The organism is Microbacterium sp. 11MF (assembly GCF_000383475.1).
GTDB lineage: Bacteria > Actinomycetota > Actinomycetes > Actinomycetales > Microbacteriaceae > Microbacterium > Microbacterium aquilitoris.
Genome location: NZ_KB911459.1, coordinates 56700 through 73915, shown reverse-complemented (window position 1 = coordinate 73915; position 17216 = coordinate 56700). Strand labels below are relative to the sequence as shown.

Genomic DNA, 17216 nt, shown 5'->3' with positions numbered 1-17216 from the left:
ACCGTGCCGAGTGCAGGTTCAGACGGCTCCGATGGTGCCCTGAGCGCGGTGAACACCCCCTGAACCTGCATCCGGCACACTCGGCCGCCGCGAACGACGGATGCCGAGGCCCCGACATCGGGCCCCGGCACCCGTCAGCGGACCAGGATCGACTCAGACGAGCGACTCGCGCCAGGCCCGGTGCAGCTGGGCGAACTTGCCCGTGCCCGCGATGAGGGCGTCGGGGGTGTCGTCCTCGATGATGCGGCCGTGCTCCATGACGAGCACGCGGTCGGCGATCGCGACCGTCGACAGGCGGTGCGCGATGATGATCGCCGTGCGGTCGGCGAGCAGGGTGCCGAGGGCCTCCTGGATCTGCCGCTCGCTCGGGATGTCGAGCGACGCCGTCGCCTCGTCGAGGATCAGCACGGCCGGGTCGGCGAGGAAGGCGCGCGCGAACGAGATCAGCTGACGCTGCCCCGCCGATACGCGGCCGCCGCGCTTGTTCACGTCGGTGTCGTAGCCGTCGGGCAGCTTCTGGATGAAGCCGTCCGCCCCCACGGCGCGCGCCGCCGCACGGATCTCGTCCATCGTCGCGTCGGGCTTGCCGAGGGCGATGTTGTCGGCGACGGTCCCGCTGAACAGGTAGGCCTCCTGCGTGACCATGACGATCGCGCGGCGCAGATCCTTCGGGTGCAGCTCCCGCAGGTCGACGCCGTCGAGCGTCACCGCACCCTTCGTCGGGTCGTAGAACCGTGCGACGAGCTTGGCGAGCGTCGATTTGCCGGCACCCGTCGTCCCGACGAGGGCGATCGTCTGCCCGGCGGGTATGTCGAGGCGGAAGTCCGGCAGGATGATCTTCGTCTCGGAGTACCCGAAGGTCACGTCGTCGAAGCTCAGGTGGCCGCTGGCCTCGCGGAGGTCGACCGGCTTCGCCGGATCCGGGACGGTCGGCGACTCCTCGAGGACGCCCGACACCTTCTCGAGCGCCGCCGTGGCGGACTGGTAGGAGTTCAGGAAGAACGCCACCTCCTGCATCGGCGCGAAGAAGTTCCGGACGTACAGGACGGCCGACAGCAGGAAACCGAGCTCGAGAGCCCCGCTCACAACGCGCAGACCACCCCAGAGCAGCACTGCCGCGAGGGCGAAGGATGCCAGGGCCATCATCGCGGGCTCGAACGTGCCGAACAGGCGGATCGAGCGCATGTTGATGTCGCGGTAGTCGCTCGCCAGACCGCCGAACTCGCGGTCGTTCGCCGGCTCCTTGCGGAACGCCTTGACGGCGCGGACACCGGTCATCGTCTCGACGAACTTGACGATCACCTTGGCGCTCACGACGCGGGACTCGCGGTAGACGACCTGCGAGCGCAGGTAGAACCAGCGCATGAGGAAGAACAGCGGGACGCCCATGGCTGCGAGGACGAGACCGGACTGCCAGTCGAGCAGGATCAGCGCGACGAGAGTGAACCCGCCGTACAGCAGGCCCGAGACGAGCTCGTTCAGACCGCCGTCGAGCAGCTCGCGGATCGTGTCGAGGTCGCTCGTCTGACGCGAGATGATGCGGCCCGACGTGTACGACTCGTGGAACTCGAGGCTGAGCTTCTGCGTGTGCAGGAAGATCCGCTTGCGGAGGTCCAGCATGACCGCCTGGGTCAGGCGCGCCACGACGACGGCGTACCAGCCGATGAGCGCGGCGCCGCCGATCGCGGAGATCAGGAAGATGATGACGACGACGATCGTCGGCATCCAGTCGGCTTCCTTCTGGACGGCCGGGAGCGCGTTCGCGATGCCCCAGCCGACGAGGGCGGGACCGGCGACGCGGAGGACGGTCGAGATGACCAGCACGATCCCCGCGAGGACGAGCTGCATCTTCAGCGGCGTGACGAGCGACCCGAGGAGTCGCAGCGAGCGACGCCGGATCTGCCGGCTCTCTTCGCGGGTGTAATCGGAGCGGTCTTCGCCGCTGGTGCCCGTGACGGTGCTCACAGGGACACCTCCCTCTTGTGCTGACGTTCCTGCTCGTCCTCGAGACTCGAGATGACGTGCCGGTAGTGCTCGCTGGTGCGCAGGAGCTCGGAGTGCGTGCCGACGGCGGTGATGCGTCCCTCTTCGAGGAGCGCGACGCGGTCGGCGAGCGTGACGGTGGAGGGCCGGTGCGCGACGACGAGCGCCGTCGTCTCGGCCAGGACCACACGGAGGGCGTCCTCGACGAGCGCCTCGGTGTCGACGTCGAGTGCCGACAGCGGGTCGTCGAGGACGAGGACGGCGGGACGCGCCGCGACGGCGCGCGCGAGCGCAAGGCGCTGACGCTGACCGCCCGAGAGGCTGAGCCCTTCTTCGCCGATGACGGTGTCGACGCCGTCGGGCAGGTCGTCGACGAACGCGGCCTGCGCGACCTGAAGGGCCTCGCGCATGACGCGCTCCCCCTCGGCGCTCTGCGGGTCGAGGTCCTCGCGCCCGAGCAGGACGTTCTCACGCACGGTCTGCGAGAACAGCGTCGCGTCCTCGAAAGCCATGCCGACGTGACGGCGCAGCTCGGTCAACGGCAGGTCGCGGACGTCGACGCCGTCGATCAGCACGCGACCGCCGGTGACGTCGTAAAGGCGCCCGGGCAGGGTCGTGAGCGTCGTCTTTCCCGACCCCGTCAGACCGACGAGAGCCATGGTCTCGCCGGGTCGCAGCGACAGGTCGATGCCGTCGAGCAGGTCGCGCTCGGTGGCCGCGGCATCCTGATACCGGAACCGCGCCCTCTCGAAGACCAGCTCGCCGCGGGGCTCCGCGATCGAGACCGGGTTCTCGGGGTCGACGATCGTGTTCTGCTCGTCGAACACTTCGAAGATGCGGTCCGTCGCGGTGCGTGCGTCGACGAGGAACGAGAACAGGAACCCGATCGACTCGACGGGCCAGCGGAGGATCGTCGCCATCGCGAAGAAGGCGATGAGCGCGGCGGTGTCGATCTCGCCGACCGAGACGAGGTAGATGCCCGCGCCGAGGCACAGCGCGAAGGCGATGTCGGGCAGCAGCACGAGCCAGAACCAGATCCAGCCGACGGCCTTGGCCTTGCTGATCTCGGTCTCGCGCAGCGTCTCGGCCTGGCGGGTGAACTTGCGCAGGGCATGGCTGCCGCGCCCGAAGGCCTTGAGGACGCGGATGCCGTGCACCGACTCCTCGACGGCGGTCGCCAGGTCGCCGGCCTGGTCCTGGCTCTGCCGCGACAGCATGCCGTAACGGTTCTCGAACACGAAGCCCGCGATCCACAGCGGTGCGGAGACGATGACGAAGATCGTGCCGAGCAGCCAGTGCCAGCTGAACAGGATCGCCGAGCCGACGACGATCGTGATCATGTTCACGACCAGCAGGACGACGCCGAACGCCATCCACCGGCGGATGAGGCCGATGTCCTGCATCATGCGGCTGAGCAGCTGGCCCGACTGCCAGCGGTCGTGGAAGGCGACGGGCAGTCGCTGCAGCCGGCCGTAGAAGTCGGTGCGCAGCTCGTACTCGACGGCGGTGGCGGGAGAGAGCACGAACCAGCGGCGCGCCCAGACCATGAGCGCTTCGAGCAGGCCGAGCAGCAGCACGGCGCCGCCGCCGAGGGCGATCAGCCACGGGTTGCCCGAGGCGATGGGACCGTTCTTGCCGACGATCTGCTCGAGGACGAGCGGGATGGACAGGCCCAGCAGGCTCGCGATGAGCGCGCTGAGGGCACCGAGCCCGAGACGCGGGAGCACGGGCTTCGCGAACGGGATCAGGCGGGCGAGGGAGCGGGCGGTGGACAGACGGGGATGCGTCGAGGAGGTCATGATCCTGCACAGGTGAGGAGCGGATGCCGAGGCGGCGAGGAGCGCGGCGTGGCGCGGACGATCAGGGTCGCGGTGACCCGTCGAGGGAGAACGAAGAGGTGCGCGGGAAGCCTCCGCGCGGGATCAGATCCTCGGTGTCATCCCTGACGGACGGGGCGTCCGGCGACGAGGAAGGCGGCGGACTTCGTGTAGACGATCTCCGTGGACATGGCTTCCTCCTTGATGGGGCCGGACAAGGCGCCCGCATCGCGCGGGAGCCCTCCAGGATATCCCTGTGATTTCGCCGCAAGCAAGCGCTTACTCGAAAAAACCGAGTCAGATCGCCGCTTCGCGCTCCAGCAGCCGCATCTTGACGTCGAGACCCCAGGCGAATCCGCCGAGGGCTCCCCCGGTCCGCAGCACCCGGTGGCAGGGGACGAACAGGGCCGGCGCATTCCGCGCGCAGATGGATGCCGCGGCCCGGACCGCGGTCGGTGAGCCGAGGTGGGCGGCGAACTCGGCGTAGGTGAGGGGCTTTCCCGCCGGGATGTCTCGCAGCGCGCTCCACCCCGTGAGCTGCATCGCTGTGCCGTGCTGGCTGACCGGCACGTCGTCGATCGCCGCGAGGTCGCCGTCGTAATAGGCGGCGACGGCGTCCGCGGACCGGACTCGACCCGTCGTCACGTCGGCGGGCACGCGGTCGGCCCGTAGCCTGCCGAGGATCGCGTCGGCATCCGAGGTCCATCCCGACGCCAGCACGCGACCGTCCTCTTCGAGGATCGTGAATGCGCCGTCGGGAGTGTCGAGGGTCTGCAGGACCGCGCTCATCGGTCGTCCTTTCGGGACGGGGTGTCGGGGGTTTCCGCGCGCCACGCCTGCGTGACGGGGGCGGCGTACCAGAGGTGCGCCATCAGGTAGCTGCGCCACGGCGCGACCCTGGTCGACCAGGTCGTGAGGCCGGTGGCATCCGCGGGGATGCCGGCCGCTGCGGCTCCCGCCCGGGCGGCGACGTCGCCGGGGAGCAGGATGTCCGGGTCGCCGAGGACGCGCATGCGGACGTAGTCGGCCGTCCAGGGACCGATCCCCGGAAGAGCCAGCAGCCGCTCGCGCTGCTCGAGGGTGTCGTCGCCGGGGCTCAGGCGGAGCGACCCGTCGGCGAGCGCGGTCGCTGCGCCCACGATGGCGCGGATCCGGGCGCCGGGCCCGCGCAGCACCTCTCCCCCGCGCTCGGCGATGACGGCGGATGTGGGGAAGAGGACGGACGGCCCTGCGGGCGAGTCGATCGGTTCGCCGAGTGCGGCGGCGAGCCGCCCCATCACGGTGCGCGCGGACGCGACGCTGATCTGCTGCCCGATCATGGCGCGGATGAGCATCTCGTCGGCATCCATGGCTGCCGGCAGTCGAACTCCGGGAATGCGCTCGACGAGAGGACGCAGTTCGGGATGCCGCGACAGGGCGGCATCGATGGCGGTCGGGTCGGCGTCGAGGTCGAACAGCCGACGCACCCGCGCGATCAGCGGTGCGAGGTCTCGCAGCGAGGCGAGCTCGGCGCGCAGCCGTAGGCGACCCGCGGCATCCTGTCGCACCTCGAACCAGGCCGGGCCGCCGCTGAGACGGATCGTGCGCGCGAACGTCGCGGCGTCACCGGTCTCGACCCCGGGGATGGCGTGCGCCCGCATCCATCCGAACAGCCCGACCGCGTCGAACGGCTTGCGCACCGGGAGGACGAGGTCGATCCGCCCGGGAGCCGCGGTCGTCCCGCGCCGACGGGCCCGGAGGTCGGACGGCGACAGGGAGAACACCTCGGTCATCGTCTCGTTGAACTGACGGATGCTGCCGAATCCGGCGGCGAACGCGACGTCGGCCATCGACAGATCGGTGTCGACGAGCAGGGTGCGCGCCGTATGAGCGCGATGCGCACGCGCCAGGGCGAGGGGGCCGGCGCCGAGCTCGGTCGTGAGGAGCCGCGTCAGGTGACGATCGGAGTACCCGAGCCGCGCGGCGAGCCCGGAGACCCCGTCCCGGTCGACGACCCCGTCGGCGATGAGACGCATCGCCCGCCCGGCGACATCGCCCCGCAGATTCCACTGCGGTGAGCCGGGGGTCGCCTCGGGCAGGCAGCGCTTGCACGCCCGGAACCCGGCCTCGTGCGCGGCGGCGCTCGTGGCGAAGAAGCTGACGTTCGCCGCCTTCGGGGTCCGCGCCGGACAGCTGGGACGACAGTAGATCCCGGTCGTGTGCACCGCGGTGACGAATTGCCCGTCGAAGCGGGCGTCGCGCGCGTCGATCGCGCGATACCGCTCGTCGAAGGTCATCGCTGCGATCGTCATGACCTCAGCCTGACACGACCGCCCGACATCGACTCGCGGAAATCGGACACGACGGCGGGATGCGGCGGCTCACCCCGAGGGCGTCCACCCCGAGATCCCGGAGAGCACCGGAGCGTCGTCGCCGTCGCGCACCGTGACGCCGGTCACGCGGGGCGCGGAGATCGTCAGACGCGGGACCGCGGCCAGCGGTCGGGCGACCGCGTCCGACACGATCGTCGACTCGATCTTCGCCAGCAGGTCGCGCGCGTCGTAGACGTCCACCGTCTGCTGGAGTGTGGCGATCAGCTCGTCGCGCTTCGGATCGACCCGACCGACGAGGCTCGAGGAGCCCGTGGTGCTCCACTGGCTCGCGATCTGCTGGGGTGTCTGGGGAACGCGGACGCGCCGGATGACGGCATCCCATCCCGACGCCTTCTGCGCGGCATCCAGGTCATCCGTCGCGCAGTCGACGGCGTTCCAGCCGGCCTCGGCGATGCCGGCTTTCAGGGCTGTGAAGGCGCCCTTCGCGAATCCGCTCTTTCGGTCGTAGAGCACGCACACCCGGGCACCGCCGCGGACACCGGCGGCAGCACGATCGACGGCGGCGTCGTCCGCGGGAGTGCCGATCGTCTTCGCGAAACCGGAATCCTCAGTGACGATCTCGAACGCCCGCGAACCCGGGGCCGTGACCATCGACGTCGTCTTCGGATACGACTGCGACCACTCACCCGCGCCGGCGGCGACCATGTCGTCCGCGGGGATGGCGCGCAAGAAGGCCGCGCGGGCGTTGCGCGAGGAGAAGACCGCGTCGGTGCTGAGGAGGACGGTCCAGATCGTGCCGTCGTTCGTCGTCTGCGCCCCGAAGTCTCGCCGCTCGAGTTGCTTCACCGGCGTGCGGTCAGCGGGAGTCGGCGTGAACGAGAGGATGTCGAGGGATTTCCCGACGGCAGCGAGAGGGTCGTCCCCGCGAGGGACGAGCGCGACGTCGGCGACCTGCGGCACCGCCGCTCCGCGGTATTGAGGGTTCGGCGTCAGCGTGACACTCGCCCCCTCGTCGGAGACCTTCGAGACGACGTACGGGCCGCTCGAGAGCGCCATCGTCGGCGAGAGCTTGCCGTCCGTGAGAGCGAAATCCGTGTTCCATACGTCCGAGATGGCGGCGAGAGCCGTTGTGTCCCGGTCGAGCACCGCCCGGATGACGGCCTGCTTCGCCTCCATCGGGTCGTCGAGATCGAAGGCGCGCATCCCCACGGTGTGCGCCGGCACGTCAGCGGCGATCGCGGTCTGCCACGAGATGGTGGGGGCGGGGTAGGTGACGTCGATTGCGCGAGCGAACTCGTCGACCTTCGGCCGCGCGGCTTTCAGCGCCGCATCCGTGGGGCCGTCCTTCGTGAGAAGACCGACGGATGCCGCCCATCCCAGCACGAGGTCGGCGGCGTCCAGCGGGATGCCGTCGGACCAGAGCGGCTCCTTCAGGTCGTACCGGACAGTGAAGGAGTCCTTGCCCACGATCTTCGCCGTGCCGAACGACTCGTCCGGGACGACTTCCCCATCGACCATATGACCGAAGGCTGAGCGCGTCGCCGCGGCGATGTCGCGGTTGGCTGCTGTGGGGTCGGTCGCGGCGTTGAACGAGGTGAGCCGGCCTCCCCACCCGACGGTGACGCTGCTGTCGGGGACGACCGACGGTGGCAGTGCGGGCGCGCAGGCGCTCAGGGCAAGGGCGGCAACAGCGAGAACAGCGACCGCTCCGCGGCGGGAAGCACGCATGCGCGCGTCAGGCGCGATCGATGTCGTCGTCGAGTTCCGCCGCCATCTGACGGTACGGCTCGCTCTCTTCGCTCTCGAGCCAGCTCTTCGCGTACTCGATGAGCACGGCGGGCGAATCCTCGGCCTCTGCCGCGGTGGCGAACGGGCCCAGGCAGTCCTCGGAGGGGCGCTGATCGTCGCGCACCACGGACTGGGTGGAGAGGTTGTACCAGTAGGTCTGCGAGGTGGTCATCGTCGCGACACTCCGTTCGTCATCCTGATCCTAATCATCGTGAACACAGGCGACGGGCCGCGATGCGGATCATGAGATCGCATCGCGGCCCGTGAGCGTGTGGAGGGATCAACCGCCGGCGAGCTCGGCGTCCGTGTCGCGGATGCGGTCCGCCATGCGGTCGAGCGCCTGAGCCATGTCGTTGACGGCCTCAGCGGCGTCGTCGAGCGACGTCGTGAGCTCCGAGTAGGCGGTCGAGTAGGCCTCGGACGCGTTCTCGGTCTTGAAGCCGTCCTGCACCAGGTCATCGATGATGCCCTGGAGTTCCTTCAGCGTGTCGGTGACAGTCTGACGACCATCGCGCAGGCGCTGCGCCGCGCTCTCCATCTCGCTGTATGTTGCACCAAAATCGTGAGCCATGAACCCGCCTCCCAGCGTTTCGTCGTGGTACGGAGAACCCGTTTCCTCCCCCGCGTGAACGATGCTAGCGAAGAGGTCTCTCCCACCCCATGGGGAGAAGTCCCCTCTTGACAATCGCTCGTCGGGCCGGTCGCTCCCCCGCGCCGAAGCGCTGATCGACAGCGCAATTCCGAGCGTGCGCTCAGTGCCCGATGGGGCCTTGTAGGTCGACCATCATCTGGATCGCTGAGAGGGTCGGGCGTTTCTGAAGTGTGTCGACCGTGCCCGGGCCGCCCAGGGATGGCAAGGGAACGAAGATGAACGACTCGTCGAAGTCCGGTGCGCCCTGCGTCGCAACCGCTTCGGGGAAGACGCCCCAGTTGAACTCCGCGGCCAAATGGTCCAAGCCCACCGCCTCGGTGAGAAGAAGGAATGAATCCACGTCCCCCAGGCCGACGCCTCTGTTCTCGCGGAAGATGAGACCCACAAGTCCACCCAGACTGGGTTCCCAGGTGATGAGATCTCCCAGCCCAGTGACCATGACGGGGATCGCCACACCGTCACCCTGGGTCTTGCCGATTCGGTCGCCGAGTTCAGCCTCGTAGACCGCGGGATTGATCACTCGAAGAAAACCGTGAGCGAAAGTGCCGTACCCGTACGTGTCCCAGATCTCGACGATCTCTGCGGGAACCCTCTCCCGGTAGGCCGCGATGACCTCGGGCTCGACCGGCGCGTGCGGAACAAAGTCAGCAATCTCGACCATGTCCCTCAAGCTAACCGAAGACCGTCGTTGCGGAGACCCCACCCCGCGGCGTTCGCGCTCGGTGTCCGGGCACTGCCCGGCGCGGACCGGCGAGGCGAACAGCTTCCTTCATCCGACTGTGGCCGATCAGTGCCCGATGGGACCCTGCAGGTCGACCATGACCTGGATAGCCGACAGCGTCTGACGCTTCTGCAGGGTGTCGACCGTGCCAGGTCCACCCAAGGAAGGAAGGGGAACAAAGATGAACGACTCGTCGAATGCGGGCGCCCCCTGCTGCTGGACCGCCTCAGGGAAGACATCCCACCCGAACTTCTCCGACAAGTAATCCGAGCCGTCCAGCATCAACAGACCGAGGAAAGTAGCGGCTTTGCCCATCCCCGTCCCGCGGTTGCTCCTGAACATGAGTACGACGAGCCCGTTGAGACTCGGCTCCCACGTGATCAGGTCACCGAGACCGGTCACCATGACGGGGATCGCTATCCCGCCACCCTGTGTCTTACCGATGCGGTCGCCGAGCTCCGCCTCGTACACGCCAGGGTTGATGACGCGGATGAAGCCTTCCCCGAACGTGCCGTAACCGTACTGCTCCCAGATCTCGACGATCTCTGCGGGAACCCGGTCACGGTACGCAGCGATCACTTCCGGCTCCACCAGAGCATGCGGGACGAAATCTGCGATCTCTACCATGGTTTCCAACCTAGGGAAGAACCCAGATGTGGTCGATCAGTGACCGATGGGCCCTTGGAGATCGACCATGACCTGGATGGCGGAGATCGTCGGCCGCTTCTGCAAAGTGTCGACTGTGCCCGGACCACCCATGGAAGGCAGCGGCACGAAGATGAACGATTCGTCGAAGTCCGGTACGCCCTGCGTCGCAACCGCTTGTGGGAATACATCCCAGTCCAGAACACGGGCAAGGTGACGCGCGCCGCCTGCACGCGTCAAGGTCAGGAAGCTGGACACCTTACCCAAACCCGCGCCTCGATTGCTACGGAACATCAGCGCGATCAGGCCGCCCATACTGGGTTCCCAGGTGATCACATCGCCAAGACCGGTGAAGATGACGGGGATCGCGATACCGTCGCCCTGGGTCTTGCCGAGCCGGTCCCCCAGCTCCGCCTCGTAGACGGCGGGATTGATGACGCGGATGAAACCCTCACCGAACGTGCCGTATCCGTACTGTTCCCAAACCTCGACCAGTTCCGGGGGTACCCGATCGCGATACGCGGCGACAACGTCGGGTTCGACAGGTGCATGCTCGACGAAGTCAGCCAACTCGATCATCCCCACAACCTATCGACGATGACGATGGTGGTTTCGTCGCCGACTCGAGCCAGCGGACAGCCTCGACCCGGGGCGGTCGAATTCAGTGGCCGATGGGACCCTGCAGATCGACCATTACCTGAATAGCCGAGAGCGTGGGGCGTTTCTGCAGAGTATCGACCGTGCCCGCACCACCCAACGACGGCAGCGGGACGAAGATGAATGACTCGTCGAACTCCACGGCCCCATGACGGGCGACTGCCTCCGGGTAGGGGTCCCACGCGAATTCTTCTTCCAGGTGCTCCGCCCCGTCGAGGCGAGTTAGGCCGAGGAAGGTCTTGGGCGAACCCAGACCCACCGTTTCGAACTTCCGGAAGAGAATCGCAACGAGTGAATCGACGCTCGGCTCCCAGGTGATGAGATCGCCCAGGGCGGTCACCATGACGGGGATCGCGATGCCGTCGCCCTGAGTTTTCCCGATCCGATCACCGAGCTCAGCCTCGAACACTGAAGGGTTGATCACGCGGATGAACCCCTCACCGAACGTGCCGTAGCCGTACTGCTCCCAGATCTCGACGATCTCCGAGGGAACTCGGTCGCGATACGCGGCTATGACTTCCTGCGAGACCGGCGAGTGCGCGACGAAATCTTCGATCTGGACCATGGTTTTCAACCTATCTGAAGGTGACATTCATGTAGACATCGGAGAGGTCCGCCCCCGGATGAGATTGGATGAACCGGACGACGGCGGCGTCGATGTCACCCACGCGAGACCGCCATTGAGACCCCAGCGACGAGTTGATGCGAGCGTCGCCGACACCGGAGATGTCAGTGACGTTGCCCCCCGCGATGCCGTCCAGCCTGTGAGTGGCAGCTTGCGTCGCAAGCCATGATGACGCATTCTCCGCAGCTTCGGATCGGCTCTGGCCCTGCTCACGAAGCTCCAAGATCTTTGCCTTGAGCGCAGCCGCGCGAGCGTTCTCCTGCGCCCGGAGCGAGTCGGGCGTGCGGCCGTTCTGCAGGTATTCGGTGCGGTTGCGGAGCCAGTCGGACAGCGGCATCTGCTGCAGGGCGTCCATCTGCTCGTTGTACTGGCGGTCGTACTCGACCGGGTCGTGCTTCTTGTTCCGCTTGAACGGACGCAAGGTGACATCGAACGTGTCGATGTCTTCGACACCGTCGCGGTTGCGTCGCTGCTTGCCGCGCAAGCCTCGCACCATCTCGCCGAGCTGCCGACCGTGGACCGGGATGTCGTCCAGCGCCCGCAGCATCGGCTTGATGAGTTCGTCTCCGACTCGAGCCATGTGTCAGTCCCCCGTGATGTTCAGTCCGGCGAGGTCGGCCATGAGCCGGTCCATCAACGATTCGATGTCGGCAGCGCGCAGATCGAGCTCCTCCTCGGACTGCTCGAGCGCCTGCAGGTCGGCGTAGAACTCGTCTGGGTTGCCGGCCACGGCCTCGACGACGGGAGCGTTCAGCGCCGCCATGACAACAGCGGGCAATTCATCGGCGAGCGGCTCGATGACCGTCGGCAGGATCTGGTTCAGCGCCTGCTCGATGGCGATGTCGACCGCGGCGTTCAAGAGCTTCTTCTTGATGATGAGCATGGGGCCGGCACCGACCGCGGTGACCGGGTTCGTGAGCATGCCGACCAGCGCGATCATCGTCGTCGTGACGTCGGCGATGACCTTGATCTTGAGTCCCAGCACGACGCCGGCGGCGATGTCCATCCCGGGCGGAACAGGCCCCAGCAGGTCGACGAGTTTCTGCAGATTCTGCGACCGGTTGGTGTTCCACGCCGACACGAACGCAGGCCCCGCCTGGCCCCGCATCGCCGCTGCCAGGTCGCCGTTCACCTTCCGGTCGATGGCCTGCAGGGAGTCCTCGAGGTCGTCCCGGAAGTGGGAGACGATCTGCGCACCGCGTCGCAGTTCGTCCTCGTCGACGTCGGGCCATTCGAATCCGAGCTTCTCCATCACCCAGATCAGTTCGTTCGGCAGCATCATGCCCACAGCGCATCACCTCCCTATCGAGAGTAGAAAAGACTCGTCGCCACGTACATGGGGAGAAGTCCCCGTTTCGATCGAGGGTTATGCCCCCAGCGTCGTGCCCGCGGCATCCGCCGTCACCGCTTCGCGAGCCGCGGCACGCGTCGTCGGAACGCTGACGACCGGTTCCGCGGCAGGCGCGACGTCGGCGACGAGCGGCATCTGCACGGTGACGGCGCGACCCGCCTGCACGAAGATGCCGCGCCCGACGGGGAAGTCCGACCGCTTGACACGACCGAACGGTGTCTTGAAGATCGCCTCGCCGTCGTACGTGTCGGGCTTGAGCACGATGCCCTGCCTGCCGGCCTTCCACTCGCCGAGGACGCCGATGCTGCCGCTCGCGCGCGAGATCTCGGCCTCGCCTATGAGCATGTGCTCGCTGTCGTTCATGGCCTGCAGGAGCGCTCGCATAGGGCGGTCCGCCGGTCCGTCCGACAGGTGAGGCATGTCCTCGATGACGATCAGGATGCGGCCCTCCGACAGCTCCCGCGTGACGAGTTCCGTCAGCTCGGTCGCGAGCTCCTTCTCGTCGTCGGGGCGCGTGGCGCTCTTCACCCATGGACGGAAGTCCTTGAGCTCGGACCTGCGGCTGCCGAAGTGGTACAGCTGCACGCCCGGGTCGAAGCGCTCCATCGCCATGACGAGCGACTTGAGGCCGTTGGTGCGACCGGATGCCGGGGGCCCGGAGATCACGAACGAACCGATCGGCTCGAACCCATGGGCCGAGAGGGTGTCGTCCGCGACGCCGAACACCGGCATCCCATCGGCCCGTGCCGGCATGTCGGACGCGGGCACCGCAGTGGGCAGCGCGCCGATCTCGGGCAGATCCCGCACGCCCTCGGCGCGGAGCTTCTCGCCCAGCACACCGAGCGCCTTCGTCTGCTCCACCGCGTTCGATGTGCCGCCGAGGACGGCGATCTGCGCTTCGTGACCGTCGATCACCGCGCGACCGGGGGCGGACTGCTCGTCCAGCACGTCACGGGGCGTGCCCAGCAGCATGTACTGCGACGGGTCGCCCATGCGCAGCACGACCTTGCGCGGGATGTTCGAGGCGACCGCGCTCGGCACCGCGTTGCCGCGGTCCGCGGTCAGCACCGTGTGCACACCGAGCGTGCGGCCTTCGCCGAGGATCCGCATGAAGGTGCGGTAGAACGGCCCGCGCCCGGGGGCGACCTCCCAGTCCTTCTTGAACTCGGGGAAGTTGTCGATGAGGAGGATGATGCGCGGGAGGTTCGGATCCGCGATCTCGCGGTACTCCTGCAGCGTCGCCGCGCTCGCGGCCGAGAACGCCGTCGCCCGCCGGTCCATCTCGCTGTCGAGGGTGCGGAACAGGCGCTGGATGCGCTCCACGTCGGACCCGTCGACGACCGATCCGACGTGCGGCAGCGCCGACAGCGCGCCGAGGGCACCGGTGGCGAAGTCGAGGCAGTACACGTTCACGCGGCCGCGGTCCGGTCGCATGCCCGCGGCGGTGCCGATCGTCTTGAGGACGGTCGACTTGCCCGACCCCGACGTGCCGTACACGACGAGGGAGCCGTCGCGATCGGGGACGAAGGCCGCCGATTCCTGCATCTGCTTCTCGGGGACGTCCATGAGGGCGATCGGGATGCGGGTATCGCCGTCGTTCTCGAGATCCGCCAGGTCGACGAGCGGAGAGAGGTCGTCGAGCCACGGACGTCGCGGGAGCGGCAGCTCGGCGAGCTCGCGCGCGGCGACGAGCGTCGAGACGATGCGCTTCTGGTCGTTCGGGCCCAGGTCCTCCTCGTGGGAGTCCGACTCGGCGGGACGGTCCGGCTCCCACTCGGGGGCTGCACCGAAGCGCAACTCGGCCACGCGCACCTCGGCGACCGTGGTCTCCTCCTGGCTGGTCCACCCGCCGGTGTACGCGGACTGGAAGGGGACGAGTCGGCCCGGTCCGGTCTTCGCGATCGCACGACCGGGGACGGATGCCGGGAAGCTCGCCGCGACGTCGTCGTCGACCACGTCGCGCGAGTCTGCCTCATCCGCCATTCGGAGCGCGATGCGCAGGTTGGTGTTCGCCCGGAGGTTGTCCTTGATGACGCCGGCGGGGCGCTGGGTCGCCATGATGAGGTGGATGCCGAGGGAGCGGCCGCGCTGGGCGATGTCGACCACGCCGTCCACGAACTCGGGCATCTCGGACGCGAGCGCGGCGAACTCGTCGATCACCAGGACGAGCGAGGGCGGACATTCGGGGTCCTGGCGCTTCTCGAGTTCGAGAAGGTCCTTGGCCTTCTTGCGGTTCAACAGGTGCTCGCGGTGCTGCAGCTCGGCGCGGAGGCTGGTGAGAGCACGGCGGACGAGGTGGGGGTTGAGGTCGGTCACGAGACCGACGCAGTGCGGCAGGTCGACGCAGTCCGCGAATGCCGACCCGCCCTTGTAGTCGACGAAGAGGAACGTGACGCGGTCGGGACTGTGCGCCGCAGCCATCCCGAGCACCCACGCCTGCAGGAACTCGGACTTGCCCGATCCGGTCGTCCCGCCGACGAGGGCGTGCGGGCCCTGCGTGCGGAGGTCGAGGGCCATCGCATCGCTCGGCCCCTGGCCGATGATGGCGCGGAGCGTGCCCGCCTTCTTGAGCCGTGGCCGTGGCGTCGGGGTGCGGTCGAGGATCGTGTTGTTCTGCCGCCAGCGCTCGATGGCGGCGTTCGGGTTCTCGGCGATGGCCGGGTCGATGAGCTGGAGGAACATGACCGCGTTCGGGATGTCGGATGCGTCGTGCACCACGGTGCTCGCATCGACGACCGGGGCCAGCCGCCGCGCGAACATCTCCATGTACGCGTTCGAGACGCCCTCCACGGCGACATGCTCGAAGCTCTCGCCGTTGCGCACGAGACCGACGCGTGCGTCACCGAGGTCCGACGTGAGTTCGATGAAACTGCGGCAGACGGCGGGAAGCGACTCGACGGTCTCGGAGATGAAGATGGCGTGGACCCCGTGGTCGGCGCCCCTCTCGAGCACATCCGTCAGTCGACCTCGGTCGACCGGTGCATCCCCGGTGACGAACACGATGACGGACACGGGAGGCGTTTTGGTGCGGTCCTCCGCGGCGCGGGCCACATCGGTGCCGTACAGCAGCGGGTTCCAGTCGTCCTTGAACGGTCCGCGGGGTGCACCGGCGCCGCCGCCGGCGGCGCGCCGCACGTACTCCTCGAGCGAGTTGAGGAGGGCCGCGCCACTCGGGGCGGAATCGGCGAGCGCCGCGCCGCGGAACGGACTCCGCTCGGCGGACGTGTGCGGGAGCCACTTGAGCCATTCGAGCTCTGATGTCCATGACGAATCCGAGAAAGCCACAGTGACCACGTCGTTCGGGGCGTGCAGCCCGAAGACCTGCACGGCGACGCCGCGCATGACGTCGGCGACGAGGGCGCGCGGGCCGGCGATGCCGATGGATCCGGCAGTGGGGAAGGTCTCGAAGACGGGGACGTTGTCGACCGTCGCGTAGCGCAGCCGCAGCCGATCGACACGGTCGATGTACTCGGGGAGTCCGTCGGGGGTCTCGGCGTCGTCGATCCCGTTGCGAGCCGGAAGCGAGCAGGTGCCGAGACGCAGCGCGAGGAAGTTCCAGTGCTCGGGACGCCTGGTCCACAGGAGCGGACCGAGGCGCATGGCCTCTTCGAAGACGTCGGCCACGGCCGGCACCTCCGCGTCGCGCGCTGCTTCCTCCTCAGGCTTGCCGCGGAAGAGATCCTCTTCGAGCTGCTCGAATTGACGCTCGAACAGCAGCCGCTCGTGGTCCTCGCTCTTGCGGCTCTGCACCGACTGGTTGATCAGGTTGCCGAACGCCATGAGCGGGGTCATGACGATCAACAGCAGGGAGCGGGGGTTGCCGTTGAGCGCGAAGAGGGCAGCACCCATGAGGATCGGCGCGACCATGATCGGCCACGGGAAGATCTTGCCGATCTTCTCGGTGGGCAGGCGGGGGGGCTTGAAACGGGTCCCCGGGTACCGCACCTCGACGCGAGGGCTGCGGTTGAAGAGCAGGCCTCCGCCGCGCTCGATGACCGGATCCTCGATCGCCGCCCCGTCCCACGAACGGGTCAGGTACACCGCGAGGGTCGTGTTGCCGATGACGAACGGACGACCGTCCTCGACGCGGACACGCTGCACCTCGACGCCTTCGACGAGCACGCCGTTGGCGGAGTTCAGGTCGACGACCTCGGCGTACGTCCCGACCTCGAGGCGGGCATGCCGCTTGGAGACCAGCGGGTCGGCCAGTACGACGTCATTGCTCGGGTCGCGGCCGATGGACACGTGACCCGCTGACAGCGCGAACTCCTGCCCGGCGAGCGGCCCCGCGAGAGCTCTGAGGATGCCGACCGTCTCGCCGCGACCGGCCTTGATGTACCCGGCCCCGTAGTTGACGATGGATGCCGCGAATCCCGACCCGATGGGCGCTTCACCGATCGGCAGGTCGTGCGGCAGCTCCACGGCGCGCGAGGCCGTGGGCGGCGCGACCGACAGAGTGAGGACGTCGTCCTCTGCGAAGGTCGTGGTCCGCATCGGATCGGACGCCGCGATGTAGCGGGCGACGTCGCCGACCGTCGCGGTCGAGTCTGCCGTCACGACGATGTCGACGGGGTCGTTGCCCTGCCGGTGCAGGGTGAGCTTCAGCCGCATGAGTCTTCTCCGAAGGGATGGGGTCGCGTTCGTTCGACGGGGGCGGGCAAGACG

Annotated in this window: 14 protein-coding genes; all 14 read right to left on the bottom strand. The window is 68.1% G+C overall.

Features of this window, described 5'->3' with window-relative positions:
* Positions 1-153: 153 nt before the first annotated feature.
* Positions 154-1965 carry an ABC transporter ATP-binding protein gene (locus H286_RS0100315; RefSeq protein ID WP_018188866.1) on the bottom strand — a complete coding sequence of 604 codons (1812 nt, stop codon included), beginning with the start codon at positions 1963-1965 and terminating at the stop codon, positions 154-156.
* The gene (locus H286_RS0100310) at positions 1962-3782 is read right to left on the bottom strand and encodes an ABC transporter ATP-binding protein (protein ID WP_020096657.1); all 1821 of its coding nucleotides are present in this window, start codon (positions 3780-3782) and stop codon (positions 1962-1964) included. The genes H286_RS0100315 and H286_RS0100310 overlap by 4 nt, the downstream gene beginning before the upstream one ends.
* 315 nt (positions 3783-4097) lie before the next feature.
* Positions 4098-4589 (bottom strand): methylated-DNA--[protein]-cysteine S-methyltransferase, encoded by a 492-nt coding sequence (locus H286_RS0100300; RefSeq protein WP_020096655.1) that lies wholly within the window; start codon positions 4587-4589, stop codon positions 4098-4100.
* Positions 4586-6091 carry a DNA-3-methyladenine glycosylase 2 family protein gene (locus H286_RS0100295; protein WP_020096654.1) on the bottom strand — a complete coding sequence of 502 codons (1506 nt, stop codon included), beginning with the start codon at positions 6089-6091 and terminating at the stop codon, positions 4586-4588. Before H286_RS0100295 ends, H286_RS0100300 begins: the two co-directional genes overlap by 4 nt.
* A gap of 69 nt (positions 6092-6160) precedes the next feature.
* The gene (locus H286_RS0100290; RefSeq protein ID WP_020096653.1) at positions 6161-7840 is read right to left on the bottom strand and encodes an ABC transporter substrate-binding protein; all 1680 of its coding nucleotides are present in this window, start codon (positions 7838-7840) and stop codon (positions 6161-6163) included.
* Positions 7841-7847: 7 nt separating this feature from the next.
* Complete coding sequence (locus tag H286_RS0100285) at positions 7848-8072, bottom strand: hypothetical protein (RefSeq protein ID WP_018188871.1); 225 nt, start codon at positions 8070-8072, stop codon at positions 7848-7850.
* 108 nt (positions 8073-8180) lie between these two features.
* Positions 8181-8471: a WXG100 family type VII secretion target gene (locus H286_RS0100280; RefSeq protein WP_231370862.1), complete on the bottom strand. Its 291-nt coding sequence runs from the start codon at positions 8469-8471 to the stop codon at positions 8181-8183.
* Between the two features lie 181 nt (positions 8472-8652).
* On the bottom strand, positions 8653-9213 hold the full coding sequence (locus H286_RS0100275) for a GAD-like domain-containing protein (protein WP_020096652.1): 561 nt from the start codon (positions 9211-9213) through the stop codon (positions 8653-8655).
* A gap of 126 nt (positions 9214-9339) precedes the next feature.
* Positions 9340-9900, bottom strand: a complete 561-nt coding sequence (locus tag H286_RS0100270) for a T6SS immunity protein Tdi1 domain-containing protein (RefSeq protein ID WP_020096651.1) — start codon at positions 9898-9900, stop codon at positions 9340-9342.
* 36 nt (positions 9901-9936) lie between these two features.
* The gene (locus tag H286_RS0100265) at positions 9937-10497 is read right to left on the bottom strand and encodes a GAD-like domain-containing protein (protein ID WP_028497330.1); all 561 of its coding nucleotides are present in this window, start codon (positions 10495-10497) and stop codon (positions 9937-9939) included.
* Positions 10498-10579: 82 nt separating this feature from the next.
* The gene (locus H286_RS0100260; protein ID WP_018188876.1) at positions 10580-11140 is read right to left on the bottom strand and encodes a GAD-like domain-containing protein; all 561 of its coding nucleotides are present in this window, start codon (positions 11138-11140) and stop codon (positions 10580-10582) included.
* Positions 11141-11150: 10 nt separating this feature from the next.
* A complete protein-coding gene (locus H286_RS0100255) occupies positions 11151-11747 on the bottom strand; it encodes a polymorphic toxin type 15 domain-containing protein (protein WP_231370861.1) in 597 nt (198 codons plus the stop codon).
* Positions 11748-11783: 36 nt separating this feature from the next.
* Positions 11784-12482, bottom strand: coding sequence for a WXG100 family type VII secretion target (locus H286_RS0100250; RefSeq protein WP_018188878.1), 699 nt, complete (start codon positions 12480-12482; stop codon positions 11784-11786).
* A gap of 84 nt (positions 12483-12566) precedes the next feature.
* Complete coding sequence (locus tag H286_RS0100245) at positions 12567-17162, bottom strand: FtsK/SpoIIIE domain-containing protein (RefSeq protein WP_020096648.1); 4596 nt, start codon at positions 17160-17162, stop codon at positions 12567-12569.
* Positions 17163-17216 lie beyond the last annotated feature (54 nt).

Excerpts from the sequence above, each read along its gene's own strand:
- H286_RS0100310 (WP_020096657.1), bottom strand. The coding sequence starts at position 3,782 with ATGACCTCCTCGACGCATCCCCGTCTGTCCACCGCCCGCTCCCTCGCC.
- H286_RS0100300 (WP_020096655.1), bottom strand. The coding sequence starts at position 4,589 with ATGAGCGCGGTCCTGCAGACCCTCGACACTCCCGACGGCGCATTCACG.
- H286_RS0100295 (WP_020096654.1), bottom strand. The coding sequence starts at position 6,091 with ATGACGATCGCAGCGATGACCTTCGACGAGCGGTATCGCGCGATCGAC.
- H286_RS0100290 (WP_020096653.1), bottom strand. The coding sequence starts at position 7,840 with ATGCGTGCTTCCCGCCGCGGAGCGGTCGCTGTTCTCGCTGTTGCCGCC.
- H286_RS0100285 (WP_018188871.1), bottom strand. The coding sequence starts at position 8,072 with ATGACCACCTCGCAGACCTACTGGTACAACCTCTCCACCCAGTCCGTG.
- H286_RS0100280 (WP_231370862.1), bottom strand. The coding sequence starts at position 8,471 with ATGGCTCACGATTTTGGTGCAACATACAGCGAGATGGAGAGCGCGGCG.
- H286_RS0100275 (WP_020096652.1), bottom strand. The coding sequence starts at position 9,213 with ATGGTCGAGATTGCTGACTTTGTTCCGCACGCGCCGGTCGAGCCCGAG.
- H286_RS0100270 (WP_020096651.1), bottom strand. The coding sequence starts at position 9,900 with ATGGTAGAGATCGCAGATTTCGTCCCGCATGCTCTGGTGGAGCCGGAA.
- H286_RS0100265 (WP_028497330.1), bottom strand. The coding sequence starts at position 10,497 with ATGATCGAGTTGGCTGACTTCGTCGAGCATGCACCTGTCGAACCCGAC.
- H286_RS0100260 (WP_018188876.1), bottom strand. The coding sequence starts at position 11,140 with ATGGTCCAGATCGAAGATTTCGTCGCGCACTCGCCGGTCTCGCAGGAA.
- H286_RS0100255 (WP_231370861.1), bottom strand. The coding sequence starts at position 11,747 with ATGCTGCGGGCGCTGGACGACATCCCGGTCCACGGTCGGCAGCTCGGC.
- H286_RS0100250 (WP_018188878.1), bottom strand. The coding sequence starts at position 12,482 with ATGATGCTGCCGAACGAACTGATCTGGGTGATGGAGAAGCTCGGATTC.
- H286_RS0100245 (WP_020096648.1), bottom strand. The coding sequence starts at position 17,162 with ATGCGGCTGAAGCTCACCCTGCACCGGCAGGGCAACGACCCCGTCGAC.